This window comes from Corynebacterium jeikeium (assembly GCF_000738175.1).
GTDB lineage: Bacteria > Actinomycetota > Actinomycetes > Mycobacteriales > Mycobacteriaceae > Corynebacterium > Corynebacterium jeikeium_C.
The window spans coordinates 105210-130688 of sequence record NZ_JFCH01000059.1 but is presented as its reverse complement, the minus strand read 5'-3'; the positions used below and the strand labels follow the sequence as shown (position 1 = coordinate 130688).

The window sequence follows — 25479 nt, the reverse complement described above, 5'->3', positions numbered from 1 at the left end:
GCCTTACTCCCCCGTCTCCCGCGCGCTGAACGTCGGGCGGCCCGCCAGCAGCTCCTGCTGCCCGCGCGCCCACGCCGCAGCTTCCATCATCTTCTTGCCCGGCGGTTGGATGCGGGTGATCTCTAGCGGGCCGGTGCCGGTGCCAACGAAAACCTTTTTTGGTGACGCCACCACTTCGCCAGGGCCAAGCTCAGCTACGTCCGCAGGATCGCTGGGCAGCAGCATGCCGATCTTGTATCGCTGGCCGTCCAGCAGGGTCCACGCACCCGGAGCCGGGGTGTGGGCGCGGGCAACCCGCTGGATCACCTCGGCAGGTTGGGACCAATCGATCTGCGCGTCAGCGGGATGAATCTTTGGCGCGTGGGTGGCCTGCGCGTCGTCCTGCCCAGAGAGCTCGGCCTTGCCCTCGTCCATGGCGACGAGCGTATCGGCCAACAGTTCCCGGCCGGCGTAGGTCAAGCTGGCCAGCAGATCGTCTGCTGTGTCCTCAAGGCCGATCTTCTGGGTCAGTTGGGCGGCAACTGGCCCGGTGTCCAGGCCTTCCTCGATGCGGAAGATGGAGGCGCCAGTGGTCTCGTCGCCCGCCGCCAAGGCGGCCTGCACGGGCGCGGCACCGCGCCAGCGTGGAAGCAGCGAGTAGTGCAGGTTCACCCAGCCGTGCTCAAAAACGTCGAGGATGTCCTTGGGGATCAGGTTGCCGTAGGCCACGACCGCGGCTGCGGTTACCCCCTGCGCTGCGAGGTCCCCCAGTACGGCGCGGGCCTCGTCACCCGACTCGGTTCCGGCCTTGAGGCTCGGCCACTTGTAGGTCGGGATGGCAGCCTCCTCGGCGACCTCCGCGACCTTCGATGGGCGTAGGCTACGGCCGCGCCCCCTCTTGGCGTCCGGCTGGGTAACCACCGCAACGACCTCGATGCCCTCATCGGCGATGAGGTGCTCGAGGGCAACGGCGGCCGGCTCCGGGGTTCCGGCAAAGACGATTTTCACTGCTTAAACCACTCCGATTCGCGGATCTGCTTCATTGCCTCGCGGCGCTGTTCGGTTGAGAGATGCTGAATGAACAGCACCCCGTCCAGGTGGTCGGTTTCGTGCTGCACGCAACGGGCCATAAGGTCCGTGACCTCCCGATCCACCTGCTCGCCGTCCACGGTCACCCCGCGCAGGCGCACGCGCTGGGCGCGGGTGACGTCTCCGTGGACGTCGGGGATGGAAAGGCAACCCTCGCCGCCGGTCTGGGTCTCCTCGCCCACCGCCTCCCAGGTGGGGTTGATCACGTGGCCGCGGTCGCCGTCGCAGTCGAAAACGAAGATACGGCGGGTAATGCCGATTTGGTTGGCGGCCAGGCCCACTCCCCCGTAGTGATCCATGGTTTCTAGCATGTCCTCGACCAGTCGCCGGGTTCCGGCATCCTGAATCTGTTCTGGCTTGACGGGGTCTGCCACGGTCTTGAGTACCGGGTCCCCGAAGTAGCGCATGTTAAGCACGGTCATGGTTATTAACCCTAACCGATGCGCACGGGATCCATGACAACCCGCAAGGCCTCCGGTTGGGCAGCTCGAGAGCCCCGGTGGATGGTCCGCACCGACTGGGCGCTGCGCAAGGCCTGGCCGAGGGCTATCCGCTGGTCGGCGGGCACGCGCACCAGCAGCCTGCGTGCGGACCTTCTGGCCTGCGGGTCGTGGGGGTCGATCCCCGCGGGCAGGCGCACGCCGGGTGGCAGCTCCACCGGCCCCAGCGTTTCCGCGCCTTCGGGCAAGTCCCACGCCGCCTCGAGCGCTTCGATGGCAGAGGTGGTGCCGTCGATCGCGGCCACGCTAAAGGCGGGCGGGAAGGCGGCCTCGGCCCGGTGCGCCAGCTCCGCGCGCGCGGATCCGACGGGATCCCAGCGGATCAGCTGCTGAGCCGTCGGCAGGTTCGCTGGCCCGGCGAAGACCACTTTGCCGCCTTGGCTCCGTGGCGCGACGAGGGCGGCGGCCTCCATCCAGTGCCGCAGCGCAGTCTCTGCGGCGCGGAGATCCTGCCTGCCCAGCAGGATCCACGGGTCCACCAGGATCGCGGCGCCATACAGGCCACCCTCCACGGTGGGTTCTGCGCCAGGCGTGGCCACCACGATGCTTTTGCGCAGCCGCACGCTATCCACCACGTGCTTGCCGCCGCTGGCGATGATCGGCACCCCGGGGAATGCCCGCCCCAACTCCTCCACCGTCCGGTCGTGGCCAATAACGGACAGCCGCACGCTGTGGTTGCCGCAGGCGGAACACGTGAACAGCCCGGCAGTCTGGCCACACCAGCGACAGCGCGGCGGGGCGGCCTCGGCGCTCGTGGACAACTCCAAAGGCCCGTTGCAGTGCCGGCAGCGGGCGGGCGTGCGGCACTTTGCACACGCCAGCGCGGGCGCGTATCCCCGCCTCGGAACCTGCACCAACGCGGGCACGCCGTTATCCACGCACTCGCGCAGAGCCTCGAAGCCCATGGAGGGAATGCGCGCCCCGGGCGCGTGGAGCTCCCGCTCTGTCGCGCTGTCGGTCTCCCCCATACCCCGGATCCACGGCATCGCCTCGCGCAGTACCTCCCGCGTGGGCAGCAGCGGACACACCAGCCCGCTATCCACCCACTGCTGCACCTCGGCCGAGCGATGCACCCCGGCGATCAGTAGCCCCGCCCCGGTGCGCTGCGCGTGCAACGCCAGCGCCTCCCGCGCGTGAATGTACGGGGCGCGAGGATCCACCAGGTTGTCGTCAGCCTCGCCCACCAGAACCATCAGTCGGGGCGCGACGACGGGCAGCAACGCCGCAGAGCGCGTGCCCACCACCACGCGCGCCTGTCCCGCGAGAACTGAGAGGTAGCGGCGATAGCGCGCATTCGGCCCCACCTGCGCGGTTAGCTCCATCACCTGTGCGGGGTTCATGTGCTCCTTCAGCCCCGCCACCAGTCGATCCACCAGGCGTTGATTGGGAGCCACCACCAGCACACTTCCCTGCGTATTCCAGGCCACGGCGGCGGTGATGGCCGCGATGAGGGTGGGGATGTCGCGGCCTGGGGGCGTCAATAAACAAGCACGCGCGGCCTTGCCCTCGACAAGCGCGGACAGGTACGCCGCGCCGTGAGTGTAGGGCGCCAAAGCCTCCACGGCGGCGGCGTAGGAATCGGCGGCGGCCTGCTCGACAGATTGCAGCTTGGCCCCGAGATCTACCCAGGCCGCGCCGTCGGCGAACAACCCCGCTTTTTCGGCCGAAGCATGGCGGGAGGGCACGACGGAGCGCAAGATATCCGAACGCACGCCCGCGTAGCGCTCGGCCAGGGTGTTCACGAGCTCCCACAGGGGCTTCGGCAGAACCTGGATGGGGCTGATTACGCGCTCCAGCTGGCGCAGCTCGCCAGGGTGGTCACTTCGGCGGCGGCGCTCAATGACGAACGCGTCGACCAAACGGCCGGAGAAACGAACGCGGACGCGCACTCCCGGCTGGGCATGCGCGTCCATGTCCGCGGGCACCGCGTAGTCGAAAAGCCGGTCAAGGTGCGGCACACCGAGCATCGGCAGTACGCGGGCGACGGGCTGGTCCACGGTGCTTATAACCTGCTCAACCTACTTTGCTGCGTTGACGGCCTTCTGCAGTGCATCCACCTTGTCGGTGCGCTCCCACGGCAAGTCCAGGTCGGTGCGGCCGAAGTGGCCATAGGCGCTGGTCTGGGCGTAGATCGGGCGCTTCAGGTCCAGCTCCTGCAGGATCGCGGCCGGACGCAGGTCGAACACCTGGCGAACGGCATCCTGGATCGCCTCGACCGGTGCCTTCTCGGTGCCGAAGGTCTCCACGTACAGGCCCACCGGGGTCGCGCGTCCGATTGCGTAGGCCACCTGAACCTCGGCGCGGTCGGCCAGGCCGGCGGCGACGATGTTCTTGGCAACCCAGCGCATCGCGTAGGCGCCGGAGCGATCCACCTTGCTCGGGTCCTTGCCGGAGAAGGCACCGCCGCCGTGGCGGGCCATGCCGCCGTAGGTGTCGACGATGATCTTGCGGCCGGTCAGACCTGCGTCGCCCATCGGGCCGCCCAGCACGAAGGAGCCGGAGGGGTTCACCAGCAGGGTGTAGTCAGTATCCGCCAGGTTGCCGCTTAAGCCCGCCTCGTCCAGCACGTGCTGTACGACGTGAGTGCGGATCTGCTCGTGCAGCCACTCCTGCTCGATGCCTGCGTCGTGCTGCGTGGAGACAACGACGGTATCCAGGCGCACCGGGGCGCCTTCCGCGTCGTAGGCGAAGGTCACCTGGGTCTTGCCGTCGGGGCGTAGGTGCGGGACGATTCCCTTCTTGCGCACCTCCGTCAGGCGGCGGGACAAGCGGTGTGCCAGCGCGATCGGCAGCGGCATGTACTCCGGGGTTTCGTTGGTGGCGTAGCCGAACATCAGCCCCTGGTCGCCGGCGCCGAGGCGGTCGATCTCGTCCAGCTCCGTGCCGCCTTCCGCGTCGTGCGAGCGGTGCTCGAGGGCGGTATCAACACCCTGGGCAATCTCCTGGGACTGCTCGCCGATGGCCACGCTGACGCCACAGGTGGAGCCGTCGAAGCCCATGTCGGAGCTGTTGAAGCCGATCTCCAGCAGCGTCTTGCGCACCAGCGCGGGGATCTCTACGTAGGTGGTGGTGCGGATCTCGCCGACGACGTGCACCAGGCCGGTGGTCACGACGGTCTCAACGGCCACGCGCGCCTCGGGGTCCTTAGCAATCAGTGCGTCGAGGATCTTGTCGGAGATCGCATCGCAGATCTTGTCGGGGTGCCCTTCGGTGACGGACTCGCTACTAAACAGGCGCAAAGACACGTGGATTTTCCTTTAATACGTTTGAATTACTGAAGACTTTTAAGTCGATGGACACATACTAGACCAAGCTGTCTGTATTTGTCACGTAGCTGCCTAGAGAGTCTCGCACACGGCCTTCCAGATAGCGGCAGCGACCCCGGTCTTGGGCCCTTGCGGCACCTCGGTGACCTTACCGTCCGGCCGCAGAATCCAGCCCGAACTATCCGGCTGTCCGAAGACCTTGCCGTCGCCCACTGCGTTGCACATCAGCATGTCGCAGCCCTTCTTCTCGAGCTTCTTGCGGGCGAAGTCGAGCGGGGTACTGTTTTCGTCGCCGGTTTCTGCCGCGAAGCCCACGATCTTTGTTGTGGACGCCACGTCTCCCCGCCTGCGCGCTTCAACCACGCCCGCGAGAATGTCCGGGTTCTCGGTCAGCTGGATGGTCGACAGGTCAGCTTCCGAGCCCTTCTTCATCTTCGACCCCGCCACCTCTGCCGGGCGGTAGTCGGCAACCGCCGCGGCCATGACTACAACGTCGGCATTGGGTGCGTGCTCCATGACGGCCCGCTGCATCTCGCAGGCGGTCTTCACACGCACGACATCGGCGCCGATGGGAGTGGGCAGGTTCTCGGTGACACCGGCCACCAGGGTGACCTCGGCGCCGCGCTGGGCGGCAACTTCGGCCAATGCGTAGCCTTGGCGGCCCGAGGATGCGTTGCCGAGGTAGCGTACGGGATCAAGTGGCTCGTGCGTGCCACCCGCACTGATGACGACCTTCTTGCCGTCGAGGTCGCGGGTAAAGGCCTCCCGGTCTGCCAGGACGGTGAGCGCCAGCTCGCCGATCTGCTCCGGCTCTGGCAGCCGCCCGGCGCCGGTATCCTTACCCGTGAGCCGCCCGTGGGCGGGATCCAGCACCGTCAGGCCGTGGCGGCGCAGTGTTGCAACGTTGTCCACGGTCGCCGGGTTCAGCCACATCTCGGTGTGCATCGCCGGAGCCAGCACCACGGGGCACGTGGCAACCAGGCAGCTGGCTGTAAGCAGATCGTCGGCACGCCCGTGGGCGATCCGGGCCATCAGGTCTGCGGTGGCCGGAGCCACGACAATCAGGTCGGCCTCCTGCCCCAGACGGACGTGCTGTACCTCGTCCACTGCGTCAAAAACATCGGTCGCCACAGGCTGGCCCGAAAGAGCCTCGAAGGTGGCGGCACCCACAAAGTTCAGTGCCGAGCGAGTGGGAATCACCCGCACCTGGTGGCCGCGTTCGGTGAAGTAGCGAACCAGGTGGGCGGCCTTATACGCAGCAATGCCGCCCCCTACGCCGATAACGACGCGGAGCGGCTTGGTGTTCAATTCAGCTGATGCAACGTTCACAACGAATCAGCCTAGCTGGTTTAACCCTCGGTGTGTTCCAACAGATCGCGGTTAATCTCGCGCAGGGCGATGGACAGCGGCTTCTCGTGAACATCCGGGGTCACCAGAGGTCCGACGAACTCGAAGACGCCCTCGTCGACCGTCTGGAAGTAGTCGTTGATCTGACGTGCGCGCTTAGCGGCAAAGATGACCAAAGCGTACTTGGAGGAAACCTTCGTCAGCAGCTCGTCGATCGGTGGATTGGTGATGCCTACAGGAGGATCGAATACGCTGTCGTTCGCATTCACGTCCTGGTTTTCCACGGTATTCACCTTTTCTTTGGTGGGTTGTTTGATTATGTATTCAGTTCTTTAAAGCGCGGGACTGGCGTGTTTGCCACGGCCCCTTCTGCGTCTCGACTAGCGGAGGATGTCGCTGATGGCCGCCACGGCCTCATCCACGTCGTCGTTCACAACCACGTGGTCAAACTCGGACTGCGAAGCCATCTCGACCTTCGCAGTCTGCAGTCGGCGCTCGATGACGTCCTGAGTCTCGGTGCCACGGCCGGTCAGGCGGTCAACCAGCTCCTCCCACGACGGCGGAGCCAGGAAGACGGTCTGCACCTCGGGCAGCATCTTCTTGACGTTACGTGCACCCTCGAGATCTACCTCGACAAGCACAGGACGGGAATCAGCCAGCGCCTTTTCGATAGGCTCGCGCGGCGTGCCGGAAAGCTGTAGGCCTCCGTGGATCTCCGCCCATTCCAGCATCTTGTCTGCCGCAATGTTCTGTTCGAACTGTTCGCGGGTGACGTAGATGTAATCCTCGCCGTCGATCTCGCCGGGACGCGGGTCGCGGGTGGTCATGGACACACTGAAAAACAGGTCCGGAACGTCGGTGCGCAGGCGCCGCACGACGGTGGACTTCCCCACCGCAGATGGGCCCGCCAGTACGACGATCCGTCCGCTATTCAGGTCCGGGTTCAAGACTATTCCTCGAAACCGAAGTGCTCCAGCAGCGCACGGCGCTGACGGTCACCCAGGCCGCGGATACGACGGGTCTCGGCGATCTCCAGCTGCTCCATGATCTCCTTGGCCTTCACCTTGCCAACCTTCGGCAGGGAAACCAGCAGGGCGGAAACCTTCATCTTGCCCAGGGTCTCGTCGGTCTCGGCGTCCTTCAGGACCTGCTTCAGGTCGGTGCCGCCACGCTTCAGCTTCTCGCGCAGTTCTGCGCGTGCCTTGCGTGCCTCGGCTGCCTTCTTCAGCGCTGCTGCGCGCTGCTCATCGGTCAACTGGGGAAGTGCCACGGGTGCCTCCGTTAAATTTTTCTCGTCTTAAAGGATGGAAAGTTTTTCTGGTCTATAACCAGCATGCTGTAGAGACCAAACGGTATTCCAAGCAACGCTGGATATTAAATCCTCTCGGTTAAAAATGCCAAGCTGACACACCGAGATTCATTTTTCGGACTCATGTTCTCGGCTACTGTACACGCTTCACCCGAACCGCCTATATGTGCAGGCGGGGCGCTACGCGAGCAGCTTTCAAACAATGAGTATCAGTGTAACACCTGAATCCATGAAGAACAGCAAAAGCCCCTGCTAATGGCCGATTATGGCCATCAGAACACGGGGCCGAAAGCCACAGCGCTAGAGCCGTAGCGTTGCCGCCTGCTCGGCCACGGCGTTTCGCAGGTCCGCAACCTTAGGCCCTGCGCGCAGTACGCCGCGGGAAACGTTGGGCGATACTAGTGACGCCGTCTGGTCTCCCCCGGCGATACGTCGCACATCGTCCATGGTACCTCCTTGGGCGCCGACTCCCGGCATCAGAACCATGCCACCCACCTCGTCCAAGCGCGGCGGCTCTGCCAGAGTCGCGCCGACGACCACGCCGAGGTTGCCAGCCCCAGGATGCTGGGAGTTTTCCGCGGCCACGCGGTCCACAATGTACTGGGCCAAGTTCGTGTCTGTGCCGTCGAAGTGGGAGCGTTGCAGGCCCCGCGCCTCCGGGTTGGAGGTGGCGGCCAAGACGATCACTCCCCTGCCGTGCTGCTCTCCGAGGTCGATGACGGGGCGGAGGGAGTCGAAGCCCAACCACGGGGATACGGTCACAGCGTCACTGCATAGCGGGGAGTCTGGATCCAACCACGCCCGTGCGTACCCGGCCATGGTCGAACCGATGTCGCCGCGCTTGGCGTCGGCAATAACCAACACCCCGGCCTTGCGCAGTTCCGCGATCGAGCGTTCCAGCACGGCCAAACCAGCCGAGCCGAATTGCTCATAGAAGGCCACCTGGGGCTTGACCACACAGGCAACGTCCGCGAAGGCCTCCACGCAGGTCTTGCTGAAGGCCTCCAGTCCGGCCACGTCGGCCTTCAACCCCCAGTCCTCCAGGATGCCCACGTGCGGATCCATGCCCACACAGAGCTGTCCGTGGTTCTGGGAACGCTCCAGGAAGCGCTCGCCGAAGGTTGGGCGGCCTACCGAACTCGCACTCGCGGTCACGAGTGATCGACCTCCTGGATGGCGCGCACGGTCGGCTCGGCGCCCTGCAGGGCCTCGATGCCCTGGACGGCTGCCACGGCTCCCTGGACGGTAGTCACGCACGGCACGCCCATGTTCACCGCAGCGGAGCGGATGTCGTAACCATCGTGACGCGCCCCGGCGGATCCGGCCGGCGTATTCAGAATCAGGTCGACGTCGCCGTCCTTGATCCAGTCGCCCACGGTGCGGAGCGGCTCGCCGTTGGCATCGACCAGCGGGGTATTCTCCGCGGCGGCGCGGCGCTCGTCAGAAATCTTGGCTACGACCTCGCACTCCACGCCATTGCGGCGCAGCATGGCGGCGGTGCCCTGGGTGGCCAGGATCTTGAAGCCCAGAGAGTACAGGCGCTGGATCGGCAGGAGGACCGTGCGCTTGTCGCGGTTGGCCACCGAGACGAAGACGGTGCCCTCGGTCGGCAGGTCGCCGGTAGCCTCCTGGGACTTGGCGAAGGCGGTGCCGAAGTCGTCGTCCAGGCCCATGACCTCACCGGTGGACTTCATCTCCGGGCTCAGCAGGGAGTCCAGCACGTGGCCTTCCGGGCTGCGGAAGCGGTTGAAGGGCATCACGGCCTCCTTCACGGCGATCGGGTGGCCCTGCGGCAGGGAGCCACCGTCGCGGTCGTGCGGCAGGATGCCCTCCTCGATCAGGTCCGGGATGCTGGTGCCCAGCATGATGCGCGCGGCGGCCTTGGACAGCTGCACGCCCGTGGCCTTCGAGACGAAGGGCACGGTGCGGGAGGCGCGTGGGTTGGCCTCGATGACGTAGAGGATGTCGTCCTTCAAAGCGAACTGGACGTTCATCAGACCCTTCACGCCGATGCCGTGAGCCAGCTTGGCGGTGGCCTTGCGCACCTTGTCGATGTCCTCCGCGCCCAGGGTCATCGGCGGGATCGCACAGGCGGAGTCGCCGGAGTGGATGCCGGCCTCCTCGATGTGCTCCATCACGCCGGCCAGGTACACGTGCTCGCCGTCGCACAGGGCATCCACGTCGATCTCGATTGCCGAGTCCAGGAAGCGGTCCACCAGAACCGGGTGGTCGTTAGTGATCTCGGTGGCGCGCTGGATGTAATTGGACAGGCTCTCGTCGTCGTAGACGATCTCCATGCCACGTCCTCCCAGCACGTAGGACGGGCGAACCAGTACCGGGAAACCGATGCGGGCGGCCACTGCGTGGGCCTCCTCCACACTGGTGGCGGTGCCGAACTCCGGTGCGGGCAGGGCGGCCTGCTCCAGCACCTTGCCGAACTCGCCGCGGTCCTCGGCCAGGTTGATGGCCTCCGGGGAGGTGCCAACGACCGGAACGCCAGCGTCCGCCAGGCGCTGCGCCAGGCCCAGCGGAGTCTGGCCGCCCAGCTGCACGATCACGCCTGCGATCTCGCCGGACTCGGCTTCAGCGTGGTAGACCTCCATGACGTCCTCGAAGGTCAGCGGCTCGAAGTACAGGCGGTCGGCGGTGTCGTAATCCGTGGAGACGGTCTCCGGGTTGCAGTTCACCATGACGGTTTCATAGCCCACCCGGGACAGCTCCAGGGCGGCGTGCACGCAGGAGTAGTCGAACTCGATGCCCTGGCCAATGCGGTTCGGGCCGGAGCCCAGGATCAGCACCTTCTTCTTGTCCGGCTGCGGGGCAACCTCGGACTCGGCGGCCGGATCCAGCTCGTAGGAGCTGTAGTGGTACGGGGTCTTCGCCTCGAACTCGGCGGCGCAGGTGTCCACGGTCTTGAATACCGGGCGGATGCCCTGGGCCCAGCGCAGGGCGCGCACGCCGTCCTCGCCCGCCAGCTCCGGGCGCAGCGCTGCAATCTGCTTATCCGACAGACCCATGTACTTCGCTTCGCGGAGAAGATCGACGTCCAAGACTGGGGCGTCAATAAGACGGCTGCGGAACTCCACCAGACCGGCGAGCTCGTGCAGGAACCAGGGGTCAATGCCGGAGGCCGCGTAGACCTCCTCGACGGTGGCGCCCAGGCGCAGGGCCAGCTCCACGTCGTACATTCGGCCCTCGGTCGGACGCTTCAGATCCTCCAGCACAGCTTCCTTGTCGGTAGCTCGCTCGCCGGCGAACTCCTCGTCCGGCACAGTCCAGAATCCGGCCTGCTTGGTCTCCAGGGAACGCATGACCTTGTTCAGGCCCGTGATGTAGTTGCGGCCGACGGCCATGGCCTCACCGACGGACTTCATGGTGGTGGTCAGAGTGTCGTCGGCGCCGGGGAACTTCTCGAAGGCAAAGCGCGGGGCCTTGACGATCACGTAGTCCAGGGTCGGTTCGAAGGCTGCCGGGGTGACCTCGGTGATGTCGTTGCGGACCTCGTCCAGGGTGTAGCCGATGGCCAGCTTGGCAGCCAGCTTGGCGATCGGGAAGCCGGTGGCCTTGGAGGCCAGGGCGGAGGAGCGGGACACGCGCGGGTTCATCTCGATGGTGATGATGCGCCCGTCCTTCGGATTCACGGCGAACTGGATGTTGCAGCCGCCGGTATCCACGCCGACCTCGCGCAGGATGGCGATGCCTTGGTCGCGCATCACCTGGTACTCGCGGTCGGTCAAGGTCATGCTCGGGGCGACGGTCATGGAGTCGCCGGTGTGCACGCCCAGCGCATCCACATTCTCAATGGAGCAGACGATCACGACGTTGTCCTTGCCGTCGCGCATCAGCTCCAGCTCGAATTCCTTCCAGCCGAGGATGGACTCCTCAATCAGAACATTGGCCTCCGGCGAGGCAGCCAGGCCGCCGCCGGCGATGCGCTCCAGGTCCTTTTCGTTGAAGGCCAGGCCGGAACCCAGGCCACCCATGGTGAACGACGGGCGCACGACGACCGGCAGGCCCAGCTCGGCGACCGTCTCGTGAACCTCGTCCATGTTGTGGCACACGCGGGAACGGGCGGAATCGCCGCCAATCTTCGCCACGATGTCCTTGAACTTCTGGCGGTCCTCGCCGCGCTCGATGGCGTCGATGTCCGCACCGATCAGCTCCACGCCGTACTTGTCGAGGATGCCCAGGCGGTCCAGCTGGATCGCAGCGTTCAGCGCGGTCTGGCCACCCAGGGTCGCCAGGACTGCGTCTACCTTGTGGCCGGCGGCCTGCTGCTCCTGGAAGATCTTCTCAATGTACTTCGGGGCGATCGGCTCGATGTAGGTGTTATCGGCGAACTCCGGGTCGGTCATGATGGTCGCCGGGTTGGAGTTGATCAGCGTAACGCGCAGGCCCTCTTCCTTGAGCACGCGGCAGGCCTGGGTGCCGGAGTAGTCGAACTCGCAGGCCTGGCCGATGACGATCGGGCCGGATCCGATGACGAGTACGTGGTTGATGTCTTCGCGACGTGGCATTGGTTTTCCCTTTAGTTCAGTGTTGCTAGCTGTTGCTGGCTGTTGCTTAACTTGGTTCTGTTAATTTGCTCTGCTGCGTTAGCTGTTCTTCTCGAGGTTCGCGAAGAACTTATCGAACAGCGGGTTTGCGTCGTGCGGGCCGGCTGCCGATTCCGGGTGGTATTGGACGGAGAATGCGCTGCCATCCAGCAGTGCCACGCCCTCGACAACGTCGTCGTTCAGACAGGTGTGCGTCACCTGCGCCTCGCCGAACGGGGTGTCGAACTTCTCCAACGCCTTACCCTTCAGGGCGAAGCCGTGGTTCTGCGCGGTGATGTCGATCCGGCCGGTCTGGTGATCCAGCACCGGCACGTTGGTGCCGCGGTGGCCGAACTTCAGCTTGTAGGTCTCCATGCCCAGCGCGCGGCCGAGCAGCTGGTTGCCGAAGCAGATGCCGAAGAAAGGAATCTTAGCCTCCAGGATCTTCTTCAGCTCCTCCACCGTTGCGTCGGCGGTTGCCGGGTCACCTGGGCCATTGGAGATGAACACGCCGGTAGCGTTGTACTCTTCCATCAGCTTCTGCACCTCTTCGAAGCTGGTGTTTGAAGGCACGACCACGCTGCGCACGCCGCGCTTGGAGAATTCACGCGGGGTGTTCGTCTTAATGCCCATGTCGTAAGCGATGACGGTGTACTTGGTCTCCCCTTCCGGCTCCACCACGTACAGCTCGTCGGTGCTGACGTCGGCGGAGAGATCCGCACCCGCCATAGACGGCTGGGCCTGCACCTGGCTGAGCATGTCCTCGTCGGAGGTGAGGGCGTCACCGCTAAAGATGCCCGCCGCGACGGAACCCTTGTCGCGCAGGTGGCGCACGATCGCGCGGGTGTCGACGTTCTGGATGCCGATGATGCCCTGGGCTTCCATCTCGTCGGTCAGGCTACGGTCGGCGCGCCAGTTGCTCACGGAGCGGGACAGGTCACGGATAGCCAGGCCGGCGACCCAGATCTTGTCTCCGCGGGACTCGGAATCTTCGTCGTTCCAGCCCGTGTTGCCGATCTGCGGGGCAGTCGCCACCACGATCTGACGGTGGTAGGACGGGTCGGTCATGGTCTCCTGGTAGCCGGTCATGGCTGTGGTGAACACCGCCTCGCCCAGGGTGCGACCCGTCGCGCCAAATGCGCGGCCGCGGAAAATCTTCCCGTCGGCGAGAACCAGTGCTGCTGGCGTGTAGCTCATTGTGCTTGTTTCCTTAACTCTTAGCTGTTGTGTTTGGTTCTTTTGTATTGACGCCCACTCGTGGGTACTTAGTTCACTGCTGAGCCGTTCTTGCAGGTCACCTTGCCTCGCAACAGCGTGGTGGTCACCTTGACCGGCATCTCCATGCCCTCGTACGGGGTGTTGGCGGCCTTGGAGGCCATGTCCTTTCCGTGCGCCGTCCACTTCTGGTTCACGTCCACCGCGCACAGGTTCGCCGGCTCCCCTACCGCGATCGGGCGGCCGTGGCCGGGCAGTTTGGTGATCTCCGCCGGGCGCTCGGACATAACCTTGGCGACGAAGTGCCAGTCCTCGTCGCCATCGATGACGAAGATCTTGGCGATCAGCGCCAGCGAGGTTTCAATTCCCAGCATGCCGGGACGGGCCTGGTCGAATTCGCAGCACTTGTCCTCGGAGCCGTGCGGGGCGTGGTCGGTGGCCACGCAGTCGACGGTGCCGTCAATCAGGGCAGCTCGCAGGGCCTCCACGTCGCGCTGCTCGCGCAAAGGCGGGTTCACGCGGTTCACGCCATCGTAGGTCTCCAGCCGCGCGTCGGTGAGCAGCAGGTGGTGCGGGGTGACTTCCGCGGTAAGCGGGATGTCCTGGGCTTTAGCCCAGCGCAGCAGCTCCACGGTGCCTTCCGTGGAGGCGTGGCAGATGTGCAGGCGGCCGCCGTAGTCTCGAGCCATGATGGCATCGCGGGCGACGATGGATTCCTCAGCCACGCGCGGCCAGCCACCCAGGCCCAACCGGGCGGCGGTCTCACCCTCGTGAGCCACGGCGCCTTCGGTCAGGCGGGGCTCCTCGCAGTGCTGGGCCAGCAGCACGTCCATGCCCTTGGAGTACTCGATGGCACGGCGCATCAGGCGGGGGTCGTCGACACACTTGCCGTCGTCGGAGAACATGCGCACCTTCGCGTCGGAATCGGCCATCATGCCGAACTCCGTGAGCTCCTTGCCCTCCAGCCCCTTCGAGATCGAGCCGACCGGGTGCACGTCGCACAGGTTCGTGTTCTGCCCCTTGAACCACACCATCTCCGCGATGGCGGGGTTGTCCGTGACGGGCGCGGTGTTCGCCATAGTGAACACGGCCGTGAAACCGCCCTGGGCGGCAGCCGCCGAGCCGGTGGCGATAGTCTCGGTATCCTCGCGGCCCGGCTCGCGCAGGTGAACGTGCATGTCCACCAGGCCAGGCAGCAGCACCTGGCCGTCCAGGTCCAGCACCTCCGCGCCCTGTGGGGCGGAACCGGCGAGGTCAGCGCCGATCTCGGCGATCACGCCGTCCTGGATCAGCACGTCCTGCTTCTCCCCCTCGCCGTACAGCAACACGCCGCGCAGCAGCACTGCATGCTCCGCGCCAGTGGGGTGAGCCGCCAGCTCGCCGGTGGCCGGGTACTCGGAGGTCATGGTCAAAGCTCCTTCGTCGAAAGTCTTCTTATCTGTCTGGGCCATGTGCGCCTAGCCCTCTTCCCCAACTAGTAGGGTGAACAGCACCGCCATGCGCACGTGCACGCCCGCGGTTACCTGGTTCAACACCACGGTCTGCGGGGCATCGGCAACGTCGTAATTGATCTCCATGCCACGCAGCATCGGGCCCGGGTGCATGATGATCGCGCCTTCCTTCATACGCTCCGCGCGTGCCTGGGAAAGGCCGTAGCGGGTGGCGTACTCGCGGTGCGAGGGGAAGAAGCCGCCGTGCATGCGCTCAGCCTGGACACGCAGCATCATCACAACGTCTGCGTCGGCGATCTCCCTGTCGAAGTCGTAGCTGACGCGCACGCTATCCGGCTCTGCGCCCCAGTGCTCAATGCCCAGCGGCACCAGCGTCGGGGGTGCCACGAACACCACCTCCGCGCCGAGGGTCGTGAGCAGCTGCGCATTTGAGCGAGCCACGCGGGAGTGCAGGATATCCCCGACGATCACTACCTTCTTGCCGCTAATCTCCCCGATGCGGTTGCGCATCGTGGTGGCGTCCAAAAGAGCCTGGGTGGGGTGCTGGTTGGAACCGTCACCTGCGTTGATGATGGCCGTATCGTCCAGCCAACCGGCCACCTGCCGAGCCGCGCCGGAGGACGGATGGCGCATGATGATCGCGTCGGCTCCCACGGCCTTCAGAGTCAGCGCGGTATCGCGCAGGGACTCGCCCTTCTTTACGGACGAACTGGATGCGGAGATGTTGATGACGTCCGCGCTCATCCACTTGCCCGCGGTCTCGAAGGAAGATCGCGTGCGGGTGGAGTTCTCGTAGAACAGGGTGAAGATCGTGCGGCCACGCAGAGTAGGCAGCTTCTTCATCTCGCGCCCCTCGAGTGCCTCGGCGAAGCGGTCAGCCTCGTCCATCAGGCCTAAGATCTCAGACTTGTTCAGGTCGGCAATGCTAATCAGGTGCTTCATGGCTTAGTTGCTCCCTTCCCCAGTGCCTGGCCTGCGGGTCAGCACCACGTTGTCTACCCCGTCCAGCTCCGCGAGGTTCACCGCCACGTCCTCGTCCGCAGCAGTCGGAATGTTCTTACCCACGTAGTCCGCGCGGATCGGCAGCTTGCGGTGCCCGCGGTCGATCAGTACTGCGACCTGCACGGCATACGGCCGGCCAATGTCCGTCAGCGCATCGAGTGCCGCGCGGATGGAACGGCCACTGTAAAGGACGTCGTCGACCAGGACGACGATGACGTCATCAATCCCCTCCGCGGGAACCTTGGTGGGCTTAAGCGCCCGGTGCGTGGTGTTGCGCAGGTCGTCGCGGTACAGGGTGATGTCCAGGGAACCCTGGAACACCTCAACCCCCGTGAAGTGTTGAATCTTTTCGGCCAGGCGGGCCGCAAGCGGCACTCCCCCCGATGGAATGCCGAGTAGAACTACGCGCCGGGAGTCTTCCCCATCCAGCGCCGTCTTTTCAATAATCTGGTGCGCGATGCGCGCGACAGTACGGGAAACTTGATCTGCGTCGAGTAGGGTGACGCCAGCTTCCCCAGCCGTCGAGTTCATCGTGACCTCCTTTCCCGCCTCTCTGTGCGGTCCGTTAAAGGATGTCTACTTTTTGACGACTAGAAGTCTATCACGCTTCGCCGGACTCTTTGACGACCTCGTCGAGCAGCCCGTCCAACTCGGCGGACTCGGCTTGCTCGGCCCTCTGAGCGGCCGCCGCATCGGCGATCTTCATATCCGCCTGCAGCTGCAGATCCTTGTTAATACCATCCAGCACCGCATGGATATAGCTAGGTGCCTTGTCGTGGGAGTACTCGCTGGCCAGCTCCACTCCCTCGACCACGGCCACCTGCGGGGGCACGTCGTCGTTGAACTTCAGCTCCCACGCCGCCACCCGCAGAACCGCGCGGTCGACGGCGGGCAGGCGATCCAGCTGCCAATCGCTGGACAGATGCAGGGCGATGGCCTCGTCCAGCGCATCCAGGTTCGTCGCCACGCCGGGCACAATCTGCTGGGTGTACTCCGGCACGGGCTTGACCTGGTTCGCCGAGTCCTTCGCCAAGGAGATGCGCTCCTCGACGATCTCCACCGGGTCGATGTCGCGAAACTCGGCCTCGAACAGGATGTCTACGGCGCGACGGCGCGCCTTGTAGCGCGAGCCGTGGCGCTTGAAGGAAGCGGCATTAGCCGACTTAGCTGCGTTAGCTGCGTTGCTATCAGCTGTACGTTCTTCAGTCATGGGTGAAAAACAGTCGCTGCCTTAGTTGTTTACGCGGGACAGGTACTCGCCCGTGCGGGTGTCCACCTTAACGACGTTGCCGGTCTCGAGGAACAGCGGCACCTGAATCTCGGCGCCGGTCTCCAGGGTGGCGGGCTTGGAGCCGCCGGTGGAGCGGTCGCCCTGCAGGCCCGGGTCGGTGTGCTCGATCTTCAGTTCAACGGATACCGGCAGTTCAGCGAACAGCGGCTCGCCCTCGTGGAAAGAAACCTGGACGCTGGTGTTCTCCAGCAGGAACTTCGCGCCCTCGCCCATCAGGTGCGGGGCCAGCTCGATCTGGTCGTAGGTCTTCTCATCCATCAGAACGAAGCTGGTGCCGTCGTTGTACAGGTAGGTCATGTCGCGGCGGTCCACCGTAGCGGTCTCCACCTTCACACCTGCGTTCCAGGTCTTGTCGATGGTCTTGCCGGAGACGACATCCTTGAGCTTCGTGCGCACGAATGCGGGCCCCTTGCCCGGCTTGACGTGCTGGAATTCGACGATTTGCTGGAGCTTGCCATCAACCTTGAGCACAAGGCCGTTCTTGAAGTCAGCGGTGGTTGCCACGAATGGTCTCCTTATTGAGATTGCGATTGCGAGTAAAAAATTTTTTGGCTGCTACAGTCTAGCAGCCAGCCAAACCTAAACGACGATGAGTTCCGTCGGCGAGGCGTTGAAGCTACGCGCCCCGTCGGCGGTGATGACGTACGTGTTCTCGATGCGCAGGCCCGTCTTGCCGGGGATGTAGATGCCCGGCTCGACCGTCACGGTCATGCCTTCCACTAGCTCTTCTTCGGGATTGACGCCCGCCGCTGCCCGCGGGGCCTCATGCACGTCGAGACCCACGCCGTGTCCCGTGGAGTGCACGAAGAACTCCCCGTAGCCGGCTTCGGTAATCACGTCGCGGCAGGCGGCATCCACGTTGCGCAGCGCCACCCCCGGGCCCAGGATCGCCTCGCCGGCCTTCTGGGCGCGGTAGACCACGTCGTAGAGCTCGCGGGACAGTTCGTCGGGCTCGCCCACGCAGACCGTGCGGGTCTGGTCGGAGGCGTAGCCGTCCAGATACACGCCGAAGTCCACGGTCACCAGACCGGGAACGATTTTGTCGTGAGAGACCCCGGCGTGCGGCTTGGTGGCGTTTTGGCCGCTGGCCAGAATCGTGTCGAAGCTTAGCCCGTCGGCTCCGGCGGTGCGCAGCTGGAACTCCAGCTCCGCCGCCGCCTGGATCTCTGGAATTCCCTCGCGGATTCCATCGTCCTCAATGAAGGAGCGCCACACGCTATCGGCCAGCTCGCCGGCCGCAGCCAGAGCCTCAATCTCCAGTTCGTCCTTGACCAGGCGCAAATCCTCCACCGCTGAGGAAAGCACCGGCGGGTTGTCCAGTGCCCGGGCCTGCCCGTAGTCCAGGCTGGGCTCCACGGCGAAGTCCTTCCCCGCAAACTCGGCGGCGCGCTCAAACAGCTTGCCGCCGATTTCAATAGCGACGTCTTCCGGCTCGCCGGTTTCCAGGCGGATCTGCGTATCGTAGCGCCCGTCCGTCAGCAGCAGATGTTGGCCGTCTTCGCGGATCACCATAAGCGCGTTGGAACCGGAGAATCCGGTCAGGTAGCGGACGTTCTTCAGGTCACTGATCAGCAGGGCCGCATGCGCTGAGTCTTGGATTCTTGCTGTGGCTTTATTGCGGCGGGTGCGGTAGGCGTCAAAAAATACTTTAGACATAAACTTCCAACTCTCCTTCCGACAGTTTCTACTGTGCGAAGAACCGCAGGGCGGCGACGTAACCGTAGATGCCCAGGCCGGCGATCACTCCGCTGGCCAGGGGGCTTAGGTAGCTGTGGTGGCGGAACTCCTCGCGCGCGTGCACGTTCGAGATGTGCACCTCCACGAAGCCCGCTCCATCGGCGATCTCCGCCAGCGCGTCGCGCAGAGCGACGGACGTGTGGGTAAAGCCACCGGGGTTGATGATTACCGCGGCTCCCTCGTCGGCAGCGCGGTGCACGCGATCCAGCAGCTCGCCTTCGTGGTTGGACTGGAAGAAGTCTACCTCGATGCCCAAGGACGCCGCCTCGCGGGCCAGCAGATCCTCCACGTCGGCCAGCGTAGTGCTGCCGTAGACTTCCGGCTGGCGCTTACCCAGGCGGTTGAGGTTCGGGCCGTTGATCACGCACACCTTCGGCGCCTGCGGCTGTGCTGCATTCATCGCTGTCTCCTCCTAGTTAGTTGTCTCTCGTTGGCTGTCTCTAATTGGCTGTCGGCCCTTTTAGGCTTCCACGCTAGCGGTGTAGGCCGCGCGCAGCAGCTCCTCGCTGGGGCCTTCCAGGCGGGTGGGCTTGCCGATCTGCTCGAGCACCACGAAGCGGATCTTGCCGCCCTTGTTCTTCTTGTCGCGGCCCATCGCCGCCAGCAGCTCGCCGAGCTCGGCGCCGTCGTAGCTGGTCGCCAAACCTATCGAGTTAAGGATGTCGCGGTGACGCCGAACGTCTGCCTCGCTCAGCAGCCCAGCGGCCTTGGCCAGCTCAGCCTCGAAGATCATGCCCACGGCAACAGCCTGCCCGTGGCGCCAACGGTAGTCCTCGTGGTGTTCGACCGCGTGGCCGTAAGTGTGGCCGTAGTTGAGGATCTCGCGCAGGCTGGATTCCTTCAGATCCACCGCCACCACGTCGGCCTTCACCTGGATGGCGCGGGCGATCAGTTCCGGCAGGCTGCCGTGCGGATGCAGCGCGGCCTGCGGGTCGGCCTCGTAGATGTCCAGGATCTCCGTGTCCGCAATGAAGCCCGCCTTGACGATCTCCGCCGAACCGGCGACCATCTCTGCTTCCGGCAGCGTCTCCAGGACCTCCAGGTCGACGATGACCGCGCTAGGCTCGTGGAAAGCGCCCACCAGGTTCTTGCCGGCGGGGGTGTTGATGCCGGTCTTGCCGCCGACTGCGGCGTCCACCATCGCCAACAAGGTGGTGGGATAGTGCACGACCTTGATCCCGCGCATCCAGGTGGCGGCGATGAATCCAGCCAGATCCGTAGCGGCGCCGCCACCGAGGCCAATAATCGTATCGGCGCGGGTCAGGCCGACCTCCGCGCAGACATCCCAACACTCGGCAGCGGACTGTGCCGTCTTCGCCGATTCCGCGTCCTCGATCTGGTGGGTGTGCGTGGCGTAGCCAGCATCGGTCAGGCGGCGGGACAGCTCGGCGGCGCGGTCTGCAAGGGCGGGCTGGTGGATGATCAGGTAATTTGCGGTGGTTCCCGCGGCCTTTAGGATCTCCTCGGTGGCGAAGTCGATGCCACGGTCGATGACCACCTCGTAGGGCGACTGGGAGGCCACCTTGATGCGCTGCTGCTTAATGCCTGCGGGCTGTGTGTTGGTCATGGTTGGAGAGGATCCTTATGTGGGGTTCTGATTACTGGGCCGGATTAGTGGCTTCGCGTTGGGTGGGAAGCATCGCGCTCGTTGAGGCGCTCCAGACGCACTTCTTCGATGAACATCAAGATGTCGGTGACCACTCTGCGGGGCTCCTTGCCGTCGCAGCGCACCATGAAGTTGGAGACTTCCTCGTAGTACGCCGAACGCTGTGCGAAAAGCTGCGCGTATTTGCTGCGCGGGTCGGCTACGTTCAGCAGCGGCCTGGTGTTCGAGCCGGAGGTGCGCCGCACGCCTTCGTCGATGGAGACGTTGAGGTACACCACCGTGTGGTCGGCGAGCAGTTTCCGGGTGCTTTCGGTCACCACTGCCCCGCCGCCGAGGGAAACGATCCCGTCGGTCTGCAGAGCCTCGGCCACCACGATGGCCTCTTGCTCGCGGAAACCCGGTTCCCCGAGCTCGCCCATGATCTGGTTGCAGGTCTTCCCGAATTCTTTCTCGAGCATGTGGTCGGTGTCCACAAGCTGCAGGTTCAGCGCATTGGCCAGGCGCTTACCGATGGTCGTCTTACCGGAGCCCGGAAGCCCCACCAGCACTGCTCGGGGACTCATCGGATTTCTCCGTCCGCCACTTCCCCGTCAGCCACATCGCTGGCCACGCCGGACCAGTCGAGGCGGGTATCCACGTACTCCAGGTAGGACTGCACGTTACGCTTCGTCTCCTCCACAGAGTCGCCGCCGAACTTCTTCAGCACTGCGCGAGCCAGCACTAGGGCAACCATGGTCTCGGCCACCACGCCGGCAGCCGGCACGGCGCACACGTCGGAGCGCTGGTGGATGCCCGTGGCGGCCTCGCCGGTGGCCATGTCGACGGTCTTCAGCGCGCGCGGGACGGTGCTGATGGGCTTCATTGCAGCACGCACGCGCAGCTCCTCGCCGTTCGTCATGCCACCCTCCAGGCCACCGGCGCGGTTGCTCAGGCGCTGCACGCCGCCGCCAGCAGCTGCCTCCATCTCGTCGTGCGCCTCGGAGCCACGGCGGCGAGCCTCTTCGAAGCCATCGCCGATCTCCACGCCCTTGATCGCCTGAATACCCATGAGGGCGGCAGCCAGCTGGGCATCCAGTCGCTCGTCACCGGAAACGTGGGAGCCCAGGCCGATCGGCAGGCCCTTAACAACGACCTCGACGATGCCGCCGAGGGTATCGCCGGACTTCTTTGCGGCCTTGATCTCGTCGATCATGGATTCTTCAGCAGCGGAATCGAAGGCACGCACCGGAGAAGCATCGATGCTCTCCAAGTCGGAGAATTCCGGGCTCGGTCCCTCGTATGGCTCGGAGCGGCCGATGCTGATGACGTGCGAGAGCACCTCCACCCCCAGCACTTCGCGCAGCAGGGCGCGGGCAAAAGTTCCGGCGGCCACGCGGGCGGCGGTCTCGCGGGCGGAGGAGCGCTCCAGAATGGGGCGGGCTTCCTCGTGGTCGTACTTCACCATGCCGGAGAAATCGGCGTGGCCCGGTCGCGGGCGGGTCAGCTTCGCACCGCGACCACTGGCCATCTCCTTTGCCACTTCCGGATCGGACTCGTCGATCGGATCTGCGGACATGATCGTCGTCCACTTTGGCCACTCAGTGTTGCCGATCATGACGGCCACCGGGCTGCCGAGGGTCTTGCCGTGGCGCACGCCGCCGACGAAGGTCACTTCGTCGGCTTCGAACTTCATGCGCGCTCCGCGGCCGTAGCCAAGACGGCGGCGAGCCAGCTGATAAGAAACGTCTTCCCGAGTTACCGACAAACCGGCCGGGAGGTTCTCGATCATCGAAATGAGGGCCTGGCCGTGCGATTCACCTGCAGTAGTCCAACGAAGCATAAAGAGCATGATACAGGCCATATGCAGCCTTAGCTTCAATGACGTCCCGGATTATTAACGGAAGATTAATGACGCCACCACCACCGCCCCCGTCGCCACCAACATCGCCGGGCCGTGGGGGCTGGCCTTATCGCGGCCTGCTCTTTGCCCACCGCGAAGGAAGCAGTGCATCACACCGCTCAATCCCAGCGCGGCCAGAGCGCCCAAAGGAGCGACGATAGCGGCCAGTGTTCCCGTCGTCAGCGCGAGCTTTGCATCCCCGCCACCGGCCGCCAGCCGAGGATGTAGCAGCGGAAGTCCGAAGGCCACCGCCCACCAGGTCAACCCGCCGAGCAGAGCCCAGCCGTTAGCGCCGGGAAGAAGCACGGGCACGACTCCTGCGGCGGGTATCGCGGGAAGCGTCAGATAGTTGGGCAAGCGGGAGGTGCGGGCGTCAATAATAAAAAGGGCGATAGCCCACGGCACGAAAAGCAGCAGCGGCCACCAGGAAAGAAGCGAAGTCGCATACACGCTTCGGAAGAATAGTCAGGCGCGAGGACAGACTCCCGTGCGCACTGCCTCCCGAAGGATCGGCCTGTGGATAGCGAAAACTTATCCACAAGGGCGAGAAACTAGGCTTGCCCCTTCGCTCGCAGCACGGTATCCAGCATCAGCCCATCCGGAGCCGGGTGGCCTGTGAACAGGCGGAACTGTTCCTCAGCCTGGCCCGCCAACATGCGCAGACCGTCGGCGTGTGGGATCGACCTCGCTTGAGCCGCGGAAAGCAACGGCGTGGGATAGGGGTCATAGATCACGTCCACGATGCCCGCGGCGGCGCACAGCCCCTCGGCCAACGCCTCGGCGGCGTGGGCCGGGATCGTGGAGATCACGGCGGCGGCATCGGCGCAGGTCCCGGCGATGTCGGCTTCCTCGAAGCGGGCCCAGGAGAACTCCATGCCCATGGTCTCCACCACGGCCTGCAGGTTCAGGGCGCGCTCGGAACGCGCCAGCACCGTCACCTCGGTGACGCCGGCAGCCGCCAGCGCCGCAACGGCCGGGCGGGCAGTGCCGCCGTTGCCGACGATCACCGCTTTGGCGCCCTGCAGAGCGGAGGTGTCCCCGCCGTACAGGTGTTCCAGGCAGCGAGTCACACCGTCCACGTCCGTGTTGTCGGCCAGCCACCTCCCATCGCCTTGTGGCACGAGAGTATTGGCGGAGCCGATCTCTTGCGCACGGTTCGTTGCCAGGTCAGCCAACTCCAAGGCGGCCTGCTTGCCGGGCATAGTCACGGAGAAGCCACGAATCTGATCGCCAGACTCGCTCAGCAGTCGGCGCATGTCGCGCGACTCCCCCGCCTCCACGCGGTAGTAGTCCATCTCTAGCCCCAGCGCGCGGTATCCGGCGTTGTGCAGCTGCGGGGACAGCGAGTGTTCGATCGGGCTACCCAGCACCGCACAGCGCATGCCGGGCGTCTCCAGGAATTCATCTACCGACAGCACATGGCCTGCGGCGGACATACTTATTCACCCTTTGCTTTTGAGTTTGGCTTGTTCTGGCTTGTTCTGGGTTGAACTGGCTTGCACAGCCTTGCACAACCTTGCCTCGAGGGCTAGCGGTTCGAATCCAGCACACCGTTGCGGCGGGATTCCTCGATGGCTCGCTCGTGCGCGTCGAAGTCGCGGTTGAAGACGGTTCGTCCGTCGCGGTCGACGGTAACGAAGTACAACCAGTCACCCTCTGCCGGGTTCTCGATCGCGTGGAGTGCCTGCAGGCCGGGCGAGGAAATCGGGGTGTCCGGCAGCCCCTCCTTGGCATAAGTATTCCACGGAGTCGGGCGCTTACGATCCTCGTCGGTGGTGGCGACCTCAACCTCGCTCAGGTCGTAGTTCACCGTCGAGTCGAACTCGAGCTTCTGGTTCTCATGCAGGCGGTTCAGGATCACGCGCGCGACCTTGTCGAAGTCGCCCTCCGGCGCCTCGCGCTCCACCAGGGATGCCGCCACCAGCATGTCATAGGGGCTCAAGCCGACCTTCTCCGCGGAAGTCAGCAGTCCGGTGTTCTCGTACTGCTCCTTAGAGGTATTCAGCAAGGACTTCAGGATCTCCTCCGGGCTACTGGTTGGGTCGAACAGATGCACGCCGGGGGAAATCAGGCCTTCGATACGCTTCGGGTCATCGCCGCGCGCATTCACCTTATCCACGGCCCAATCCGCAATCTCCAGCTGCTCTGGCGGGGTCTGCGCCGCAGCCTTCTGCAGGTCTTCGACGGACACACAGGTGTGCTCGTCCTGGCAGGTCTGTTCGGAGATCAGAGTGAATATACCCTTACGGTTATCACCGTCGACTACCTGGACGTCTTGCAGAGTCAAGCCGTTGGGAATATCGACCACGCCGCGGCGGCGCTCATCGCTAGACAGCCACTCCAGGGCCTTGTCCGCGGACATTTGCTCTTGCAGCGGGTAGTAGCCCGCCTGCAGCTCCGGCTCCTTGCGTTCCGCGGCGGACATCAGGGCACGGCGGGAGCCCACCACGTCCTTTTCCACCAGCTGCTCGGACAGGCTATCCACGGAGTCGCCGGGCCCCACGCGCACCATGACGACGTTGCCGTTGCCCTCCCCTTCGTAATCGCGCACGGCTACAACGTCGCGCTGGTACCAGACGTAGGCGCAGGTACCGATCAACAGGACGACCAGAGCGATAGCCAGTGCGGCGGCGAGTTGCCGGCGCCTTCTAAACTTCGGCTGCATGTTACGGGTCGGTCCCATAGATCCGTGTGGCCTTTCGTACTGGTTTACTCTTGGGTTTGCTCTATAACGTCAATTACAAGCTGAGCCCAACAACGTTAAGCGTCGCCCGTCATTTTCTCACGAATTGATAAATTTTAGGAAAGCACGCGCCGCCGCGTGTCTAACCACCCCTGCAGAATATGTACTGCTGCGGCCTGGTCGATCTTCTTTCTGCCTTTTTTACTATTGACGCCGGAGGCGTGAAAAGCCTGCGTAGCGGCCATCGTAGACATTCTTTCGTCCACCATGCGCAGTGGAATATCCGGCAATTCCTCTTTAACCAGCCGCGCAAATTCCTCTGCATTCAGGGTGCTTTGTGTATGGTTTCCGCGCAGCGCGACCGGTAGGCCCACCACAATCTCCACCACGAAATTCTCCCGGCAGATCTCCGCCACACGCTGTACATCCGCGTCGTCCGCGGTGGCCTGAACGGTCTCCACGGGTGTGGCGAGGATGCAGTCCGGGTCCGAGATCGCCACTCCAATGCGCACGGTGCCTACGTCGAGGCCGAGCCTCCGCCCGCGGCCGGGGTCGGTGGCTGGATCTGGCTTCTCGGTCTGCATCAGCGA

25 protein-coding genes are annotated in these 25479 nt (G+C 64.6%); all 25 read right to left on the bottom strand.

The annotated features are described in order from the left end of the window. Nucleotides 1–3: 3 nt before the first annotated feature. The 25 genes from fmt to ruvX all read right to left on the bottom strand — a co-directional run bounded on the left by fmt (nt 4) and on the right by ruvX (nt 25473). Complete coding sequence (gene fmt / locus JQ46_RS10155) at nt 4–987, bottom strand: methionyl-tRNA formyltransferase (RefSeq protein ID WP_034987960.1); 984 nt, start codon at nt 985–987, stop codon at nt 4–6. After that, complete coding sequence (def, locus tag JQ46_RS10150) at nt 984–1490, bottom strand: peptide deformylase (protein WP_011273586.1); 507 nt, start codon at nt 1488–1490, stop codon at nt 984–986. Before def ends, fmt begins: the two co-directional genes overlap by 4 nt. Nucleotides 1491–1501: 11 nt before the next feature. Further along, nucleotides 1502–3565, bottom strand: coding sequence for a primosomal protein N' (locus tag JQ46_RS10145; RefSeq protein WP_051876329.1), 2064 nt, complete (start codon nt 3563–3565; stop codon nt 1502–1504). Between the two features lie 21 nt (nt 3566–3586). After that, entirely contained in the window at nt 3587–4813 is a 1227-nt protein-coding gene (gene metK / locus JQ46_RS10140) for a methionine adenosyltransferase (protein ID WP_034987955.1), read from the bottom strand. Between the two features lie 93 nt (nt 4814–4906). Next, a complete protein-coding gene (gene coaBC, locus JQ46_RS10135; protein WP_034987952.1) occupies nt 4907–6163 on the bottom strand; it encodes a bifunctional phosphopantothenoylcysteine decarboxylase/phosphopantothenate--cysteine ligase CoaBC in 1257 nt (418 codons plus the stop codon). A gap of 20 nt (nt 6164–6183) precedes the next feature. Beyond that, on the bottom strand, nt 6184–6465 hold the full coding sequence (gene rpoZ / locus JQ46_RS10130; RefSeq protein ID WP_034988049.1) for a DNA-directed RNA polymerase subunit omega: 282 nt from the start codon (nt 6463–6465) through the stop codon (nt 6184–6186). A gap of 96 nt (nt 6466–6561) precedes the next feature. Continuing rightward, the gene (gene gmk, locus JQ46_RS10125) at nt 6562–7128 is read right to left on the bottom strand and encodes a guanylate kinase (RefSeq protein ID WP_034987948.1); all 567 of its coding nucleotides are present in this window, start codon (nt 7126–7128) and stop codon (nt 6562–6564) included. A 2-nt stretch (nt 7129–7130) separates the two neighbouring features. Beyond that, complete coding sequence (gene mihF / locus JQ46_RS10120) at nt 7131–7451, bottom strand: integration host factor, actinobacterial type (protein WP_005294871.1); 321 nt, start codon at nt 7449–7451, stop codon at nt 7131–7133. A 339-nt stretch (nt 7452–7790) separates the two neighbouring features. Then, nucleotides 7791–8645 (bottom strand): orotidine-5'-phosphate decarboxylase, encoded by an 855-nt coding sequence (pyrF, locus tag JQ46_RS10115; protein WP_034987945.1) that lies wholly within the window; start codon nt 8643–8645, stop codon nt 7791–7793. Beyond that, complete coding sequence (gene carB, locus JQ46_RS10110) at nt 8642–12007, bottom strand: carbamoyl-phosphate synthase large subunit (RefSeq protein ID WP_034987942.1); 3366 nt, start codon at nt 12005–12007, stop codon at nt 8642–8644. Before carB ends, pyrF begins: the two co-directional genes overlap by 4 nt. 78 nt (nt 12008–12085) lie before the next feature. Beyond that, entirely contained in the window at nt 12086–13222 is a 1137-nt protein-coding gene (carA, locus tag JQ46_RS10105; RefSeq protein ID WP_034987939.1) for a glutamine-hydrolyzing carbamoyl-phosphate synthase small subunit, read from the bottom strand. 68 nt (nt 13223–13290) lie between these two features. Continuing rightward, nucleotides 13291–14691, bottom strand: coding sequence for a dihydroorotase (locus JQ46_RS10100; RefSeq protein WP_424648008.1), 1401 nt, complete (start codon nt 14689–14691; stop codon nt 13291–13293). 6 nt (nt 14692–14697) lie between these two features. Then, nucleotides 14698–15633 carry an aspartate carbamoyltransferase catalytic subunit gene (locus JQ46_RS10095; protein ID WP_034987936.1) on the bottom strand — a complete coding sequence of 312 codons (936 nt, stop codon included), beginning with the start codon at nt 15631–15633 and terminating at the stop codon, nt 14698–14700. Between the two features lie 3 nt (nt 15634–15636). After that, a complete protein-coding gene (gene pyrR, locus JQ46_RS10090) occupies nt 15637–16224 on the bottom strand; it encodes a bifunctional pyr operon transcriptional regulator/uracil phosphoribosyltransferase PyrR (RefSeq protein ID WP_034987933.1) in 588 nt (195 codons plus the stop codon). Between the two features lie 70 nt (nt 16225–16294). After that, entirely contained in the window at nt 16295–16903 is a 609-nt protein-coding gene (gene nusB, locus JQ46_RS10085; protein ID WP_034987930.1) for a transcription antitermination factor NusB, read from the bottom strand. A 21-nt stretch (nt 16904–16924) separates the two neighbouring features. Then, nucleotides 16925–17488 carry an elongation factor P gene (efp, locus tag JQ46_RS10080; protein WP_034987927.1) on the bottom strand — a complete coding sequence of 188 codons (564 nt, stop codon included), beginning with the start codon at nt 17486–17488 and terminating at the stop codon, nt 16925–16927. A 75-nt stretch (nt 17489–17563) separates the two neighbouring features. Then, a complete protein-coding gene (locus JQ46_RS10075) occupies nt 17564–18640 on the bottom strand; it encodes a M24 family metallopeptidase (RefSeq protein WP_034987925.1) in 1077 nt (358 codons plus the stop codon). Nucleotides 18641–18668: 28 nt separating this feature from the next. Then, the gene (aroQ, locus tag JQ46_RS10070; RefSeq protein ID WP_034987923.1) at nt 18669–19121 is read right to left on the bottom strand and encodes a type II 3-dehydroquinate dehydratase; all 453 of its coding nucleotides are present in this window, start codon (nt 19119–19121) and stop codon (nt 18669–18671) included. A 60-nt stretch (nt 19122–19181) separates the two neighbouring features. Beyond that, nucleotides 19182–20288: a 3-dehydroquinate synthase gene (gene aroB / locus JQ46_RS10065; RefSeq protein WP_051876328.1), complete on the bottom strand. Its 1107-nt coding sequence runs from the start codon at nt 20286–20288 to the stop codon at nt 19182–19184. A 44-nt stretch (nt 20289–20332) separates the two neighbouring features. Then, on the bottom strand, nt 20333–20890 hold the full coding sequence (locus JQ46_RS10060; RefSeq protein ID WP_034987920.1) for a shikimate kinase: 558 nt from the start codon (nt 20888–20890) through the stop codon (nt 20333–20335). Then, nucleotides 20887–22146 carry a chorismate synthase gene (aroC, locus tag JQ46_RS10055; RefSeq protein ID WP_034988041.1) on the bottom strand — a complete coding sequence of 420 codons (1260 nt, stop codon included), beginning with the start codon at nt 22144–22146 and terminating at the stop codon, nt 20887–20889. The genes JQ46_RS10060 and aroC overlap by 4 nt, the downstream gene beginning before the upstream one ends. A gap of 54 nt (nt 22147–22200) precedes the next feature. Continuing rightward, nucleotides 22201–22656 (bottom strand): prepilin peptidase, encoded by a 456-nt coding sequence (locus JQ46_RS10050; RefSeq protein ID WP_034987917.1) that lies wholly within the window; start codon nt 22654–22656, stop codon nt 22201–22203. A gap of 101 nt (nt 22657–22757) precedes the next feature. Continuing rightward, entirely contained in the window at nt 22758–23642 is an 885-nt protein-coding gene (locus JQ46_RS10045) for a shikimate dehydrogenase (protein ID WP_034987915.1), read from the bottom strand. A gap of 92 nt (nt 23643–23734) precedes the next feature. Further along, entirely contained in the window at nt 23735–24871 is a 1137-nt protein-coding gene (gene mltG, locus JQ46_RS10040) for an endolytic transglycosylase MltG (RefSeq protein ID WP_034987913.1), read from the bottom strand. Nucleotides 24872–25005: 134 nt separating this feature from the next. Next, on the bottom strand, nt 25006–25473 hold the full coding sequence (ruvX, locus tag JQ46_RS10035; RefSeq protein WP_034987911.1) for a Holliday junction resolvase RuvX: 468 nt from the start codon (nt 25471–25473) through the stop codon (nt 25006–25008). Nucleotides 25474–25479 lie beyond the last annotated feature (6 nt).

Excerpts from the sequence above, each read along its gene's own strand:
- def (WP_011273586.1), bottom strand. The coding sequence starts at position 1,490 with ATGACCGTGCTTAACATGCGCTACTTCGGGGACCCGGTACTCAAGACC.
- carB (WP_034987942.1), bottom strand. The coding sequence starts at position 12,007 with ATGCCACGTCGCGAAGACATCAACCACGTACTCGTCATCGGATCCGGC.
- carA (WP_034987939.1), bottom strand. The coding sequence starts at position 13,222 with ATGAGCTACACGCCAGCAGCACTGGTTCTCGCCGACGGGAAGATTTTC.
- JQ46_RS10100 (WP_424648008.1), bottom strand. The coding sequence starts at position 14,691 with ATGGCCCAGACAGATAAGAAGACTTTCGACGAAGGAGCTTTGACCATG.
- JQ46_RS10095 (WP_034987936.1), bottom strand. The coding sequence starts at position 15,633 with ATGAAGCACCTGATTAGCATTGCCGACCTGAACAAGTCTGAGATCTTA.
- pyrR (WP_034987933.1), bottom strand. The coding sequence starts at position 16,224 with ATGAACTCGACGGCTGGGGAAGCTGGCGTCACCCTACTCGACGCAGAT.
- nusB (WP_034987930.1), bottom strand. The coding sequence starts at position 16,903 with ATGACTGAAGAACGTACAGCTGATAGCAACGCAGCTAACGCAGCTAAG.
- JQ46_RS10075 (WP_034987925.1), bottom strand. The coding sequence starts at position 18,640 with ATGTCTAAAGTATTTTTTGACGCCTACCGCACCCGCCGCAATAAAGCC.
- aroQ (WP_034987923.1), bottom strand. The coding sequence starts at position 19,121 with ATGAATGCAGCACAGCCGCAGGCGCCGAAGGTGTGCGTGATCAACGGC.
- aroB (WP_051876328.1), bottom strand. The coding sequence starts at position 20,288 with ATGACCAACACACAGCCCGCAGGCATTAAGCAGCAGCGCATCAAGGTG.
- JQ46_RS10060 (WP_034987920.1), bottom strand. The coding sequence starts at position 20,890 with ATGAGTCCCCGAGCAGTGCTGGTGGGGCTTCCGGGCTCCGGTAAGACG.
- aroC (WP_034988041.1), bottom strand. The coding sequence starts at position 22,146 with ATGCTTCGTTGGACTACTGCAGGTGAATCGCACGGCCAGGCCCTCATT.
- JQ46_RS10045 (WP_034987915.1), bottom strand. The coding sequence starts at position 23,642 with ATGTCCGCCGCAGGCCATGTGCTGTCGGTAGATGAATTCCTGGAGACG.
- mltG (WP_034987913.1), bottom strand. The coding sequence starts at position 24,871 with ATGCAGCCGAAGTTTAGAAGGCGCCGGCAACTCGCCGCCGCACTGGCT.
- ruvX (WP_034987911.1), bottom strand. The coding sequence starts at position 25,473 with ATGCAGACCGAGAAGCCAGATCCAGCCACCGACCCCGGCCGCGGGCGG.